This is a genomic window from Bacillus sp. LR_5 (genome assembly GCF_042709275.1).
Genome location: NZ_JAVAXX010000159.1, coordinates 1 through 14,854, shown reverse-complemented (window position 1 = coordinate 14,854; position 14,854 = coordinate 1). Strand labels below are relative to the sequence as shown.

At 44.4% G+C, this 14,854-nt stretch carries 19 protein-coding genes; 3 read left to right on the top strand and 16 right to left on the bottom strand.

Features of this window, described 5'->3' with window-relative positions; translation table 11 throughout:
• Positions 1-98 precede the first annotated feature (98 nt).
• From RAC86_RS24485 to cgeC, 13 genes are all read right to left on the bottom strand, one after another.
• Positions 99-323 carry a YozE family protein gene (locus tag RAC86_RS24485; RefSeq protein ID WP_014114115.1) on the bottom strand — a complete coding sequence of 75 codons (225 nt, stop codon included), beginning with the start codon at positions 321-323 and terminating at the stop codon, positions 99-101.
• 86 nt (positions 324-409) lie between these two features.
• Positions 410-688 carry a YokU family protein gene (locus RAC86_RS24480; RefSeq protein WP_014114116.1) on the bottom strand — a complete coding sequence of 93 codons (279 nt, stop codon included), beginning with the start codon at positions 686-688 and terminating at the stop codon, positions 410-412.
• Complete coding sequence (kamA, locus tag RAC86_RS24475) at positions 685-2,100, bottom strand: lysine 2,3-aminomutase (RefSeq protein ID WP_061188133.1); 1,416 nt, start codon at positions 2,098-2,100, stop codon at positions 685-687. The genes RAC86_RS24480 and kamA overlap by 4 nt, the downstream gene beginning before the upstream one ends.
• A 29-nt stretch (positions 2,101-2,129) precedes the next feature.
• Entirely contained in the window at positions 2,130-2,957 is an 828-nt protein-coding gene (gene ablB / locus RAC86_RS24470) for a putative beta-lysine N-acetyltransferase (RefSeq protein ID WP_072566439.1), read from the bottom strand.
• Positions 2,935-4,245: a peptidase gene (locus tag RAC86_RS24465; RefSeq protein WP_072566440.1), complete on the bottom strand. Its 1,311-nt coding sequence runs from the start codon at positions 4,243-4,245 to the stop codon at positions 2,935-2,937. The genes ablB and RAC86_RS24465 overlap by 23 nt, the downstream gene beginning before the upstream one ends.
• A gap of 8 nt (positions 4,246-4,253) precedes the next feature.
• Positions 4,254-4,907 carry a 3-oxoacid CoA-transferase subunit B gene (locus RAC86_RS24460; RefSeq protein WP_014114120.1) on the bottom strand — a complete coding sequence of 218 codons (654 nt, stop codon included), beginning with the start codon at positions 4,905-4,907 and terminating at the stop codon, positions 4,254-4,256.
• Entirely contained in the window at positions 4,892-5,581 is a 690-nt protein-coding gene (locus RAC86_RS24455; RefSeq protein ID WP_014114121.1) for a CoA transferase subunit A, read from the bottom strand. The genes RAC86_RS24460 and RAC86_RS24455 overlap by 16 nt, the downstream gene beginning before the upstream one ends.
• Positions 5,582-5,587: 6 nt before the next feature.
• Positions 5,588-6,922 carry an aspartate aminotransferase family protein gene (locus tag RAC86_RS24450; protein WP_072566441.1) on the bottom strand — a complete coding sequence of 445 codons (1,335 nt, stop codon included), beginning with the start codon at positions 6,920-6,922 and terminating at the stop codon, positions 5,588-5,590.
• A complete protein-coding gene (locus RAC86_RS24445) occupies positions 6,903-7,076 on the bottom strand; it encodes a hypothetical protein (RefSeq protein ID WP_152024366.1) in 174 nt (57 codons plus the stop codon). The genes RAC86_RS24450 and RAC86_RS24445 overlap by 20 nt, the downstream gene beginning before the upstream one ends.
• A complete protein-coding gene (locus RAC86_RS24440; protein WP_371864098.1) occupies positions 7,051-7,200 on the bottom strand; it encodes a YjcZ family sporulation protein in 150 nt (49 codons plus the stop codon). Before RAC86_RS24440 ends, RAC86_RS24445 begins: the two co-directional genes overlap by 26 nt.
• A gap of 43 nt (positions 7,201-7,243) precedes the next feature.
• On the bottom strand, positions 7,244-8,023 hold the full coding sequence (gene cgeE, locus RAC86_RS24435; RefSeq protein ID WP_072566442.1) for a spore maturation N-acetyltransferase CgeE: 780 nt from the start codon (positions 8,021-8,023) through the stop codon (positions 7,244-7,246).
• 28 nt (positions 8,024-8,051) lie between these two features.
• Positions 8,052-9,332, bottom strand: a complete 1,281-nt coding sequence (cgeD, locus tag RAC86_RS24430; RefSeq protein ID WP_072566443.1) for a spore maturation glycosyltransferase CgeD — start codon at positions 9,330-9,332, stop codon at positions 8,052-8,054.
• A gap of 65 nt (positions 9,333-9,397) precedes the next feature.
• A complete protein-coding gene (gene cgeC, locus RAC86_RS24425) occupies positions 9,398-9,703 on the bottom strand; it encodes a spore maturation protein CgeC (RefSeq protein WP_061188126.1) in 306 nt (101 codons plus the stop codon).
• 206 nt (positions 9,704-9,909) lie between these two features.
• Between cgeC and cgeA the strand changes: the two genes are divergently transcribed.
• Positions 9,910-10,302 carry a spore crust protein CgeA gene (cgeA, locus tag RAC86_RS24420; protein ID WP_014114126.1) on the top strand — a complete coding sequence of 131 codons (393 nt, stop codon included), beginning with the start codon at positions 9,910-9,912 and terminating at the stop codon, positions 10,300-10,302.
• A gap of 6 nt (positions 10,303-10,308) precedes the next feature.
• Complete coding sequence (cgeB, locus tag RAC86_RS24415) at positions 10,309-11,262, top strand: spore maturation protein CgeB (protein WP_072566444.1); 954 nt, start codon at positions 10,309-10,311, stop codon at positions 11,260-11,262.
• Between the two features lie 69 nt (positions 11,263-11,331).
• On the opposite strand, the gene RAC86_RS24410 is transcribed toward cgeB, so the two are convergent.
• Positions 11,332-12,480 carry a phytase gene (locus tag RAC86_RS24410; RefSeq protein WP_072566445.1) on the bottom strand — a complete coding sequence of 383 codons (1,149 nt, stop codon included), beginning with the start codon at positions 12,478-12,480 and terminating at the stop codon, positions 11,332-11,334.
• 368 nt (positions 12,481-12,848) lie between these two features.
• On the opposite strand from RAC86_RS24410, the gene RAC86_RS24405 reads away from it, so the two are divergent.
• Complete coding sequence (locus tag RAC86_RS24405) at positions 12,849-13,874, top strand: SDR family NAD(P)-dependent oxidoreductase (RefSeq protein WP_072566446.1); 1,026 nt, start codon at positions 12,849-12,851, stop codon at positions 13,872-13,874.
• Between the two features lie 43 nt (positions 13,875-13,917).
• Here the strand turns inward: RAC86_RS24405 and msrB are convergent, their stop codons facing one another.
• The gene (gene msrB, locus RAC86_RS24400; RefSeq protein ID WP_014114130.1) at positions 13,918-14,352 is read right to left on the bottom strand and encodes a peptide-methionine (R)-S-oxide reductase MsrB; all 435 of its coding nucleotides are present in this window, start codon (positions 14,350-14,352) and stop codon (positions 13,918-13,920) included.
• Positions 14,353-14,854, bottom strand: a 502-nt coding sequence (gene msrA, locus RAC86_RS24395) for a peptide-methionine (S)-S-oxide reductase MsrA (RefSeq protein WP_377886100.1), incomplete at its 5' end; no start/stop codon positions are given. It lies immediately after the preceding gene.

The window sequence follows — 14,854 nt, the reverse complement described above, 5'->3', positions numbered from 1 at the left end:
CGCCAATTCGCATGGGCATGAAAACCAAAGGAAATATCCAATTATGGTATGGGTGAGGACATAAAAAAATCCGCAGTAATCTGCGGATGAAACAGCTATTATCTGCCGTGCACTTCAGCCTCGTATTGATCCCAAGCTTCATCAAACGTCGCCATCGTGTGAAGATAATCAGCGTTCAGCTCCAAATATGAACTGATTTCATGATAATCGGTTGAGGTTTTCGGGAAGCTGTGATCCTCATACGCCTGATTGGCAAATTCACTGATGTCGTCCTTCGGCTTCGGGTGTCTATATTTCAATAAGTAATGATAAAAGGATTTCATGGGTTTCCCCTCCTGGTGTCTGTCTTTTGTTGTTCTATTATACAGTTCAAGTGTAAAATTACAACAAAAGAATAACGAAACATCATTCAGGAGAAGTCAAAATAGTTGCGTTTCAGAATCCTTTCTGTCTCCATGAGCTGCTGATATGTCAGGCTTTCAGGCAGTTTTTTTGTTTGAATCAAAAGCAGCTGATCCTCAATCTCCTTAATCGTGGCTTCCTCTTGATAGGTCATTCCGCAGGAAGCACACACCATGGCGGGGGTGTCTGTCAGTTCTATAGCTCTTGTTCCGTCAGGGAGCTCCCAGTACACCGTGTTCCTGCCGGATACCGCTTCAAGCTCGCCGCACCATTCGCATGCTTTCATGAAGAATCGCCTCCGATTTCAGCCTCTTTCTGTTTTTTCTGCTGTGCCAAAAATTTCTTTTCTTTTAGCTGGTCTCTTTTCTCACGCCGGTCTTTTAATGTTTCATGCTCCGGATTCGATGTGTAAGCCTCTCTCCTTTTGATTCTGGCTACATTTTCCGGTGTAAATGATACCTCTTTGTCAGCAAAAATAGCACTGAGCCCGATCGGCTCCTTTTTGTCAGCGATTTCAGGGAAAACGGACTCAAAATAGGCGTCGGCCTGGTTAGGGATATAATTCTCCGGTTCCGGATATGACGTAATCACACCTTCAAAATTTCTTAAGATGACTTTGTCAGGGCTTTGCGACAGTACATAGTTTGGCTGCAGGGCGATTTTCCCCCCGCCGCCTGGTGCGTCAACGACAAAGGTAGGAACCGCATAGCCTGAGGTATGGCCTCGCAGCCCTTCAATAATCTCCAAACCTTTGGAAACAGGAGCTCTGAAATGCCCGATGCCCTCTGACAGATCACATTGATAAATATAATACGGACGGACTCTGATTTTTACCAAGTCGTGCATGAGCTTTTTCATGATGGGAACGGAATCATTAATACCGGCTAACACCACGGCCTGATTTCCGACCGGCACTCCTGCGTTCACCAGTTTTTCACAGGCCTCAACGGATTCCTCTGTCATTTCGATGCTAGTGTTGAAATGGGTGTTCAGCCAGACCGGATGATATTTTTTCAAAATCTCGCATAGCTGATCAGTGATGCGCTGCGGAAAGACGACCGGCGCCCTTGTTCCGATTCTGATTACTTCCAGATGCGGAATGCTGCGCAGCTCTTTTAAAATGTATTCTAAAATTTGGTCATTGATTAGCAGTCCGTCACCGCCTGAAATTAAACAATCGCGGATTTCGGGTGTTTCCCGGATATAAGCAATTGCAGCATCAAGCTGTTTTTTAGGGACTCCCATTCCGATTTGTCCGGAAAAACGCCTTCTTGTGCAGTAGCGGCAGTACATGGAACATTGATTGGTGACAAGAAACAGCACACGGTCGGGATAGCGGTGTGTCAAACCGGGTACCGGTGAATCTTCATCCTCATGGAGGGGGTCTTCCAGGTCGTATTTTGTTTTGTGCATTTCTTCAGAAAGCGGTACAGACTGCATGCGGACCGGGCATCTCGGGTTATCGGGGTCCATTAAAGAAGCATAGTAAGGTGTAATATTTAAGGGGATCGTTTTGGTTGAGATTCTGACGCCTTCCTCTTCATCCTCGGTCAAATTGATGACTTTTTTCAAATCATCTAACGTTCTTACCGTATGTGTAAGCTGCCAAAGCCAATCGTTCCATTTCTCTTCCGGAACGTCCTTCCATAACTCTATCTCCTTCCAATGCCGTTTCGGTTTATACCATTTGCTTTCCAAATGAATTCCTCCTCGTGCATCATTTTGACTTACAGGTGCTTGCACCAAATATTCATGTTTTCAAGACCTTCCGCTATATAGCAATTATTGATCAGCCTTCCTCCGTACTGATAACCGGAATGGTACAACACAGCATTCATCCCAAAAGACGCAGCGCGGGCGAGAGAAAATACATGAAAGATATTCTCTTCAGCCATTTCTTTTTCTAATGCCTCGATTAAAAAGCTTGTCAGCGAATGGCCTCGATATTCCGGAAGCACAGCGCAGTCGGTTATTTCTGCATGCCCGAGCTCTGGGTTGATTTCTGCGCTTGCTGCGCTGATCAGGCGGTCATGGTCAAGCATGACATAATACATCGTATTTGTATTCATCGTCTTTTCAATATAAGCAGGGTCAAATACCGGGGTCGGGTACGTGCGAAATACTTTTTTATACAGCATCGATAGCTGGTACATGTCGTTTGTTTCCGCTTTTCTCATCGTAAAGGCGGGTGTATTATCACTGCGGAGGCGAGGTGCTATGCGATATAAAGCTTCGATCATTTCCTGTTCCTCTATATAAGAATGTGTTCTTCTCCGGTTTTCTGTGAGGTAACGGACCATGACACAAGCCGGGTGGCCGAGATAATAGCCCTTAAGAAAACCCTCCGGCACAAACAATTGTTGGGCAAGCACGGCCTCATCATGCTGTTTCGTATAGACGATGATTTTTTCCGTATCCTCTTCTTTTGCCGCTGCCACGATATCAGGCAGAGCCTTCTCAATGGCTCCGTCATAACGAACCACTCTGATTCGTTTATTAAAGCCGTCATGGTCCAGAACTGCTGTAACACCGTTACTCTTTATGGACTTGAGCATCCGCATCCTCCTCGTCTGTATGAAGCCCGCACCAATCCATAACAAAAAGTGCAATAATTTTAGCAGATTCTATCATGGCTTCAACCTCAATGTATTCATTTGCCTGATGAGCCGTTTTTGTTTCCCCAGGACCGAAGACAATCACTGGCGTATCTCCTGCATGGTATAAAAGCCCTCCGTCCGTTCCCCATGGCGAAGCTTCGATGATTGGCTCTGTCTGTTTCGTTTTTTCATAGGCTGATTGCAGCACTGAAATTAAAGGGTGATCATCAGGTAAATCATTCGGCAGCCATTGAGCGCCGAACCATTCTACTGTTACAGGATGGCGTTTAAACCATTCGTCACGGTATTCTAAATCCTTCAGCCAGTTTTCCAATTCAAGTTTTACTGCTTCTGGTTTTTCATGGGGAGCAATTCCGCATCTCCCTTCTATGACGACACGGTCTGCAACTGACGAAGGCCATGCTCCCCCTGAGATGGTGCCGATATTCACTGGTACCGGTATTGGGACATTGTCATACAGCGGATCCGAAATTCTGGCATTGCGCACTTTCTCCAGCTCTTGTATCGCTGTGATCACGTGCACGCTTTTTTCAATTGCGCTTACTCCCTCATAGCGTGTGCCTCCATGTGCCGCTAGCCCCTTCACTGTGATTCGAAACCACATCGAGCCCTGCTGCTTTATAAAAAGTTTCATATTCGTCGGTTCCGGAATCAGCGCACCGTCAGCACGATACCCTCTCATGATGGCAGACAGTGTTCCCGCGCCGCCGCACTCTTCATCTACAACACTTTGAAACAATACATCTCCCTTTAATTTAACATCGCAGGCGTGCAGTGCTTCTAAAGCAAAAAGAAGGGCTGTATTGCCTCCCTTCATATCCGTTGAGCCGCGGCCGTATATTTTACCGTTTTCTTCTACAGCTTGAAACGGTTCATACTTCCAATCCTTTACGCTTCCTTCAGGCACAACATCGATATGACCGTTTAAAATCAGCGACCTGCCCCCGCCCGCTCCCGTTTTTTTTGCAACGATGTTCGGGCTCTCATGAAAATCGGAGCGGTCTGATTTAAAGTAGGGATGCTGTTTTAATTGCTTTAGGCTTGGCTCCCACACGTCAATGTCCATATGAAATTGCCGCAGCTTTTCAAGCACAACAGCTTGGGCGTTAAATTCTGCGCCCAAAGTGCTTTTTTCTCCAACCAGTCTTTTGAGAAGACGAATGGCTTTGGCCGAATGCTGATCAAGCCACCCGATTACTTTTCTCTCAATGTCTTGCATCCTCATTCCCCCTTTTAAGAAAAAGGCATATCTATTTTAATTTCAGCTTCAGTCAGCCTCGTCACCTCGTCGATAGTCGAGCCATTCATCAGCTCTTTTAAAATAAAATGACGTCCATTGACCTCAAGAACGGCTTTTTCAGTAATGATCATATCTACACAGCCTGCTGCGGTTAATGGAAGCGTGCATGTTTCCGTTAATTTAGGCCTTCCCTTTTGATCTGTATGACTCATGACGACAACCACTTTTTTCGCTTTTTGGGCCAGTTCCATCGCACCGCCCATGCCCGGCACCTTTTTTCCCGGGACAAGCCAATTTGCCAAATCGCCTGACTGACTCACCTGTAGGGCGCCTAAAATCGTAATGTCAATTTTGCCTCTTCTGATCATCGCAAAAGACATCGTTGTATCAAAATAAGACGCCCCTTTTACAGCGCGGACAGGATACCCCGCGGCGTTGCACAAATGTTCATCCTCTTCACCTTTTTCAGGGCTTTCACCAATGCCGAGCACACCGTTTTCCGCCTGCAGCATGACCTGCATGTCAGGCGGCAAAAAGTTCGGCACCAAGGATGGGATGCCGATACCGAGATTCACAATCATGCCCGGCTTGATTTCAGAGGCGGCCCGTTTTGCGATCTGTTCTCTCTCTGCTACTCCCAAGCCCATTTCCACTTCACTCCTTCGCTACTCACAACCCCCTCGACAAAAACCCCCGGTGTGACAATCATTTCTTCAGAAATCTCTCCCATCGGGACGATCCGCTCAGCTTCGGCAAAGGTTCTCCTGGCAGCCATTGCCATAAGCGGATTCATATTGCGCGCTGTTTTGTCATACGTTAAATTGCCGAATTCATCGGCAATGTGCGCATTGATGAAAGCAAAATCAGCCGTCAGCGCCTCTTCAACCAAATATCGCTTTCCAGCCACAGACACGATGTCCTTTTCCTCACAAACCATTTGATTATCAATACCGACGTCGGTTAAAATGCCGCCGAGTCCCGATCCGCCGGCGCGAATCCGTTCCGCAAGCGTTCCCTGCGGTGAAAATTGAACCTCTAACGTCCCGTCTGTCATCTGTTTTCCGGCTACAGGATTGGAACCGATATGCGATGCGATCAGAGTTTTGACTCGTTGATTGACGATAAGCGGGCCGACCCCTATTTCCGGGAACCCGGCATCATTGCAAATGACGGTTAAATCCGTTACACCGCTGTCCAATATAGCTTCAATCAATGAAGGAGGCGAGCCGACTCCCCCAAAACCGCCAAACATCAGGACCGATCCGTCCTGAACATCTGCAATTGCTGTTTCGATGCTGATTGTTTTTTGAAATGGCGCCATTTGATTTCAATCCTTTTTCAGTATTTTTTCGACCGCTCCAACTGTTTCTGAAAAAATAGATATCAGCTCTTCAACTTCACCGTCTGAAATGGTAAAAGGAGGAGCAATAATGACAGCATCTCCTTCCCCGCTGTCTATTCCCGCTTTGGCAGGATAGACAATCAGCCCGCGTTTTTTCGCCTCGCCTACAATGCGCTGGGTAACCGCCTGCTCTTGAGGGAAAACGTTCTTCGTATTCTTGTCTGCTACAAATTCAACGCCTAATAGCAGTCCTTTTCCGCGCACATCACCAATGATCTCGCTTTGAGACGCTGCCTCAACAAGCTTCTTTTTCAGTACAGCCCCCTTTTTCTCTGATTGCTTGATCAAGCCGTGCTTTAACACATACCGCAAAACTTCAAGAGCGGCTTTGGCTGAATAGGGATGTGCACTATATGTGTGGCCGCTCATAATCACACCTGAGCCTTGTTTTATCGTTTCAATAATAGAATCAGATACAACGGCAGCGGCAATAGGCGCATACCCGGCACCGAGACCCTTTCCCAGTACAGCAATATCAGGAACGGTGTGCCAATGCTCTGTCGCGAGCATCCTTCCTGTTCTTCCAAGCCCTGTCATCACTTCATCTGCAATAAAGAGCACTTCGTGTGTGCGGCATACCTCACTTAATCTCTCATAATATCCCGGAGGCGGAGTAATCGCTGCTCCTGCGGCACCAATAATAGGCTCAGCCACAAAGCCGGCGATAAATTGGCTTCCGATTCTTTTGATCGCAGTTTCCAGTTCATCAGCGGCAGTCTGAACAAAGTTTTCTTCCGTCCCATGATTCCGCCGATAAACATGAGGAGCTGAAATAGCGGGATATCGCTCAACGAGATGGGTGAATCGATATCTCCTTTCATAGAAACCAGATAATGAAAGCGCTCCCAAAGTTATTCCGTGGTAACTGCTCCACCGAGACAAAAAGATGGATTTTTGTGTTTGCTTTTTTTCCTGCCAGTACTGAATGGCGATTTTCATAGCTGTTTCTATCGCTTCTGATCCGCTGTTGACAAAAAAAGACCAATTCACATTTCCCGGAAGCTCCTGCGCCAAGAGAGCGGCTAATTGCTCGGCAGGCTCGCTCGTAAACTGTGAGCGGTAAGCAAAAGACACTTGATCAAGCTGGTCTTTCAGCTTCTCAGTCACATCACGAACCCCGTGTCCGATATTGCATGTCACTGCACCTGATGAGCCGTCAAGATATCTTTTTCCGGTCTGATCATAAACATATGAACCCTTTGCATAGCTAACCACCGGATAGGCCGAACTAAGCTCCGGCTTAATCAAATAACTGCTCATGCTCCCACCTCAAAAACCCTTTTGATATATTGTATGAGTGTCCAAATTGGGGCATGACGTTCCTCGCAAAAACTTTTTCACACAAAAAGAGCCTTCCTGAACGGAAAGGCTCCTTTGAATTTCTACATTTAGCAAATGAAAGCGGCTCCGACAATAATTAATAAAATGAACAAGACAACAATCAATACAAACGTATTGGTCCCGCAACCAAATCCGTAACCGTATCCAGAGTATCCATACATGTTGTTTTCATCCTTTCTTATCACGATATACGGCATTTTATGCGGGCCAAGTCCCAAATGGTTTGTGCAAACGCCTATTTCACGTAAGGAAATAATGAAAAACAGTATGCACCCGCTCATATTTTTTAAATGTCAGCTTTTCGTAAAAATGGGTTGCGCCGTCAGTGCTTGTAGCCACTAAATAGGCTGCTTCCATTCCTAATGATTTGGCGATGGACAGCATTTCTTTGACTAAGATACTGCCATAGCCCCTCCTTTGAAACTGATCCAAAATTGCCACTTCTTCAATTTTAGCCGTTTTCTCTTGCGAATGAATGAACAGCTCGCCGCACCCAATAGGAATCTTCTGTGCCTGGTCGCTGTAACAAACAACAAGGATGATCGTACCCGATTCGTAAAAACGATATTTTCTATTTAATTTTTGTTCAGCGATCGCTTCTCCAATATAAATGGAATCATAAATCTTCATGATAGAAGAGCCATCGCTAAGGCTTTTTGCCGTTCCCCATGCCGTTAACGGATGTCCCATCTGCCCCTTCCAGTCACTAAGCTTCATGTCATATAACAGCTCATCCTCGACGACAAACCCGCTTTTGACAAGTGATTGCTTCAAACCGAGCGGAAAAACATGCTGCGGCGACGCTTTTAAATGGAGATAATTCGCTTCAAGCAGCTTTGGTACGGAGGGCAAAAAGTCCAGTAACCGTTCCAACGGAAACGTATCATGGAGCTGAACAAAGTTATGAGAAAAAATTTGCGGAAGCTTCGGATCTCTGTAAACACTGTAATGATCAAACGATGCCGATTCAGACGTTAACAATATATATTGATGTTCCGTTTTTGAATAATGTCCTGTCATGTACGTCTCCTTTTTATGACCTATACCTTTATTCAGTTGCAATATTCAATTTCTTTATAATCTCATCGTACACCGGATAAAACGGCTTTCCAATTGGAAATTGCTGAATATTTCGGAAAGAAGCGGATATTGGCTTCTGATGTAAAAAGAACTTCCTTGTTACTTGTTCACTAATCGGATGAAAGACGCCGTTTAGAAACAAAAACGGCTCGCGATCTATAAAAAACAGCCTTCGCCCAGGCGGATTTTCGATCCATCCAGATCGTTCCCGCGTAATCGGCAGCCCTTCCGGCAGCGCCTTCAGTTCTTCTTTTTCAATTGTCAGGATGTCTTTTCTTTTAAATTGATAAAATTGAAAAGCATACTGATCCACAATCCGTCTTTTTTTTCCGGCTTCGATATAAAATATTGCAGGATGGTCAGCTTCCTTTACTAAAATGTAATTCGGAATGTTTAAAATTTTTTCAATCCTATATTGGAATAAATACGGGTCTGGAACAGCCACAGTCCGATTTAGATACAAAGAACTCCACCTTTCCCCGACAGGATGTCTTACCCCCTGATCAAGAAAATACACATTTTGATCTGATCCTTTTACAAAAGAGCCGTCAATCAAATCGGCGGGCAGAAACCGATATGCATTTTGAAATGAATCGGGGGTTTTATAGGTTGTATCTAATACTTCATTTATCGGCAGAAATGGGGCAAAGTTGTTGATCCTTGCCCAAAAAATTGAGTCACCATGATTCCAATGCTGCATATCATCATCCCAATAGCTTCCATATTTATGTTGAATACGATCAAGTAACGAACGGCGATGCATAACTGAGCAATGATCGACTTGAAAAGCGGCCTGATCTAGCACTGCATTGGCATTTCTATAGAAATGTGAGATTTCCTCTCCCCGTTCGTTTACATGTACAACTTTTTGTTTTGAATAGACAGCCTGTGCTTCAGGCTTATCTAAAAACGTCTGCACCATACGGCTCAGCCGCTCAGGATGATAAACAGTGTCATCGGTGAGATAGGAAATGTAATCGCCGTCAGCAAATGGGAGCGCTGCGTTAATTAATGTGGCATAACGGGTTGTTTTTAATCGTTCTGCAGGATGTATGAAACTATTTTGATAACGAATGCGTTGGTCATGAAGGTACTTGTGAATCACCGCAGTTGTTTCTTCATTAGAATGATCATCCATGATAAACAGCTCCCAGAGATCATGCGTTTGCTTCATGACACTTTCAATCGCTTTTTGCAGATAATCAGGTTTGTTGTAACTTGTTAAAATAATAGACACTTTCTCTCCCATCTATACAACCCCCCTATCGTCAAACATAAAAACGGCTCCGCAGCAAGCAGAGCCTCTGTCTTCATTTAAAAAGCACCCCAGCTTACAATACTTGAGAGTGCGACATTCGATCTCGTGTGATTTAACGGGTTTTGAAAAATAACCAAATCAGTCAGAACCTCTTTTACGATGACGTTTTGAAGCGTATCTCCATTCGACAGATGAACTGTTGAAACCGGTACGCCAAGCTCTTTTGCAAATACGAGCTGCCGTCTGAGATCAGATGGATTTCCTTCAGAAGATGATTGACGTATGAGCAGAATCAGCAAAAGCAGAATAAAATGCAGTTCATCTTGATTTTCTTCTTGATTCACGTGTTTCTCTAAATCCAAACAATCCCTCTCCCTTATCCTTATACTCTGTTTCACAATATGAACTGACTTTGATTTGTGGTATAGGCTATGTCCACTCTTTTAAAAAATCAGCATTTTCCTTAAATGTATGAAAAATAGATCAGGTACGGCGTTCGACTCATACCGATTGGCAATCAGAAGAATATGATTAACGTGAGTTCACTATTGGATAGGAGGTGTGTGTAATGAGCTCTGAAAAAGCACAGTTAAAAAAGGATTTGATTAAAACCCTTTTAAGTCCTTTATTCCCAACTGCAACAGAAGGAGGAGATAACGTGGAGAATCATCTTAAAGACTTGCTTGAAGCTGCGATCGATCAAAAAGTAGATGAAAGTGAAATGATTACGGCTGAATCTACTTCCCTTCCGGCAAGATGGATTTTTGCCAGAGTTACGCCAGGCACGACAATCAGCATTGTGACTGATTCTGGTGATATGATCGGGCCGGTTGTGTTCGTTGCTTTCGATCAAGTTCATGGTATCGTATTTGTAACACAGGAAAGTTCCGTCACTCCGGCAGGTCAAGCTACAACATTAATTGATGTAGACAAAGTAGAAAGCGTTACGTTCTTTTCATAACATCTGATGAAAGTCTTGTATATCCAGTCGAGATACGGAGGAATTTACAGTTATTTTGATCGCTGGGTTGAAGAATGTTTTCGGATCACTCATACAGAGTATATGTCTGCAGATATACCGGAAGCAGAATCTCTGGTGAAGATCGAAGCGTTTCAGCCGGCCTTCGCACTTATGATGGTTGGAGATGCCGTTCCTCACGACTGGCTGACCTGGTTAAAGGGTAAGGGTATACCCGTGTATGTTTGGCTGACCGAAGACCCATTTTATATTGATATCAGTCTTCAGGTGATTAAGCACGCTGACGCCATATTAACGATTGAACAAAATGCCGTTCTCTATTATCAGGAGCTTGGCTTCCAGCACGTCTATTATGTTCCGATTCCAGTTAATCATCGGCTGTTTAAAAAAATGGACACCGAACATTCCTTTCATTCAAATCTGCTTATCATCGGCTATCCTTACCCTAATCGGGTTCAGCTTATGAAAGAAGCGGTACATCTGCCTTTCACGGTTCGAGTAATCGGAAAGGAATGGAGAAAATATCTGCCTAAAAAAGTGCTCAAACAGCCGCATATCGATGTCGTCAGCACATGGATTCCACCCGAACAGGCCGTTCATTATTATAACGGGGCAGACATTGTGATCAATGCGCATCGGCCTTATCATTTTGCTTTCAACAAAAATCATATCCGCATCAAAAATGCCAGTTTTAATAACCGAACGTTTGATATCGCTGCATGCGAAGCATTTCAATTAACAGATTTACCCGCGGCCCATCCTTTTTCATCCTTTATTTCTTATCACAGCATCAACGACTTTAAGGAAAAAGCCGCTTATTATATCAACCATCCTGAGGAACGGCATAAAGCTGCAGCATCCAATTACAAAGAGACCATACCCGCAAATACGTATGATGAGCTTCCTGAAAAACTAAAGGCGATTTACCTGGCGCTTTCTTAAAAAATCGTTCATTGATATGAACGATTTTTTCATTCACAGAAAAAAGCAGCTGAGCAAGCTGCTTTTTTTCTAGCCGTCAGAACGGTCCTTCAGCTTCCGCGGATTCACCTGATTATGAAGATCAGGCTTTCCGCCAAGATGCTGTGCAATCTGTTCCCATGACACAATTTTGAAGTTTTGATTGACGGCTTGTCCATTGTCGATATTTCCGCCGTCCTGCGCCACAAAAATCCCGTACGGATATTTTGGGCCAAGTCCGAAACCGAGAACATCAATACCGTCCGTGTCACTAGTACCGTCTATCTTCTCGCCATCTGTGATGTCAAAGTTGGCTACATAGCGATTGCTTCCCTGCCGTTCATACATTGCATAGCTGTTATTTCCCTGACTTGAGGCCATGAGATAACCTTTGCCGTCTGGCGCATAGTAGATCGTCAGTCCTTCAATATCAGCTGTCACATGTTCTCCTGTCGCACGGTCGACAACCTGCCCCTTTGATCCTCCGTCTGGCTCAGCATGAAATTTCCAGATGGCCTCATCTTCCTCTGCTATATACAGGTGCCCGTACTCATCATCCGCAACAAGGCCTTCAGTTTGAGAATTCAATTTAAATTCACGCACTTTTTTCCCTTTTACATAACCCTTTCCATTATCAACAATGTCATACTGCTCAAATTCGCCTTGCTTGCCTGTCACTAGCGCGTAAAATGCTCCTGTTTTCTGGCTGTGATACAGGCTGAATCCGTAAACTTCAGAAATATCAGTGGAAATAGGATGTTTCGGGTCTGTAATGCTTTTCAATTTCCCTTTATCCCCGTCAATTGCATATACTTCGATTGTATTCTTTCCTTCAGACCGATTGGAGGCGGCAGCAATATCAATTTTTTCGCCGTTAAATGGAAAATCATAACGCAGATCGACATTATTGAGCTTGCCAAACTCGTAAGAATGAAGCTGTTTGCCGTCTAAATCATACACGACGAGCCCTGACTTCTTATTTGTTGTGATCAGTTTGCTTTTTTCCGGATGCTTTTCATGAACCCAAATGGCCGGGTCATCTGCTGCGTCATCGCCAGAAGCGACAGGATCTGTCTCCATTTGCGCTGTCACTTTAAAATGGCGTTCCGCATTCACATGATGAGCCGACACCGAGTTTGCTGTCAGGCTAAGCAATACACCCGCGGCAGTGCTTAGCAGTATTGTTTTTGAAACCATCATTTGGTACCCTCCTCTTTATTACTATCACTTCTATTGTAAAATATATACAGGTATTTAACTGTGAGGAAAATGAACCTTTTTTGATAGTGTTTCTGACTCATAAACCACTTGTGCCTACGAGGTACGTGAAATGGCTCTGTAAGATTTGCTTTTGCGGCGCGAAATAAAATTATAATGAATATTTAGTACATTGTTTATTTAGTTATTCTATTCCCCGGCTGCGTCTATTTTTCCATTTTCTATTAAAATAGAACACTTTGTGACATGATCATTCCCCTAAATTTTGTTTTATTGGTTGCTTTCATTAACTCGATTAAAAAGTTGAACATATGATGCATGGTAGAGAAACGAGAGTTGGAGGATAAGCCATGCCTAAACAGCAAACAGCAGAACTAAAACCATTTTTCCATAACAAAACAGTTTTAGTCACTGGCGGAACGGGTTCAATCGGGAGTCAAATTGTCAAACGCCTTTTGCTGCTTACTCCGAAACAGGTGATTGTATTCAGCAAAGACGACAGTAAACAGTATGTCATGAGCCAAAAGTATGCGGAGGATAAGCGGCTTTTATTTGTACTCGGAGATGTGCGCGATTACAGAAGGGTGAATCAGGTGATGAAAGGCGTCGATATCGTCTTTCACGCTGCTGCGCTGAAACAGGTTCCGACCTGTGAAGAACATCCATTTGAAGCGATCCAGACCAATCTCATCGGCGGACAGAATGTGGTGGAAGCTGCCCTTTCACACCGAGTGCAGCATGTCATCAATATCAGTACAGATAAAGCTGTATCTCCTGTGAACACAATGGGTGCCACCAAGCTGTTATCTGAAAAGCTGTTTCATCAAGCAAACCGCCACGTTCAAAACAGAGGAACCGTGTTTTGTTCGGTCCGCTTCGGAAATGTTCTCGGCTCAAGGGGTTCGGTCATCCCTATTTTATTTGAACAAATGATGGAGGGTGAACCGCTGACCATCACAGACAAGAACATGACCAGATTTTTCATGTCAATAGACGATGCGGCTACACTGACACTGCAATCAGCTGCTATTACAAAAGGCGGAGAAACCTTTATTTTTAAAATGGAATCACTGAAACTTGAAGAACTGATTCACGGGTTTGAAGAATATGCATCGCAGCACGGGCTCCCGCGGCCGGCTGCAGTAGAAGTCGGCAAACGTCCAGGTGAAAAGCTTCACGAAGAATTAACATCCCCTCATGAAATTGAATCACTGTATGAATGGGGCAATCTTTATGCGATCCTTCCAGAGCCGAAAAAACATCCTGATTTTCGCAAAGTCAATCTGCCCGGGTATCAATCAGATCAAGCCCCTCTCATTACAAAAGACAGAATTGCCCAGATTATCGAAGAATTGCATCAAGAAAAAAAGGCATAAAAACAAGCCTGTCTATCCATTAGGCAGGCTTGTTTTTTGTGTTTTATTTATGAAATAGATGCAGATAGCTTTCGTATCCTTCTTCTTTCAGCTTATCTTTCGGCACAAACCGCAGCGCCGCTGAATTTATGCAGTAACGAAGCCCGCTTGGCCCCGGTCCATCATTAAATACATGGCCAAGATGAGAATCCGCAGTACGGCTTCTCACTTCTGTGCGAATCATGCCATGGCTCGTGTCTAGTTTTTCTTCCACCTCTTCTTCTTCAATCGGCTTTGTAAAGCTTGGCCAGCCGCAGTGGGAATCAAATTTATCCTTGGATGTAAACAACGGCTTGCCTGACACAATGTCTACATACAGCCCTTCTTCCTTATGATTCCAATATTCATTTTGAAACGGCGGCTCCGTGCCATTATTTTGCGTCACCTCATATTGTATGCGGTTTAGTGACTGAATTTTTTCTTCTTTATTGTTCGCCATTTATTTCGCCCCCCAATGCTCGCTGATAAATCCGGCACGTCCAGAACCTGTCCGGTAGCGCTGATAATGTCCTGGATTCTTTTTATAAAAATGCTGATGATAGCCTTCCGCTTCATAGAAAGGTTCAGCTTTTAAAATATCCGTTACAATCGGATCTTTAAATATTCCGCTTTTCGCCAGGCGTTGCTTGGAAGCCTCCGCAAGCTCCTTTTGTTTATCATTATGATAAAAAATGGCTGCACGGTAGGAACTGCCGCGATCGGCAAACTGGCCGCCGGCATCTGTCGGGTCAATTTGCTGCCAAAATAATTCAAGCAGTTTTTCATAAGGGAACACATCAGGATTAAACGTGATTTGAACGGCTTCACGATGTCCTGTCGTTTCACTGCACACCTCTTCATACGTAGGGTTTTCAGTATGGCCGCCTGTATACCCGGACACCACTTTTTCAATTCCCGGCTGTTCGTCAAAGGGTTTAACCATACACCAAAAACAGCCTCCA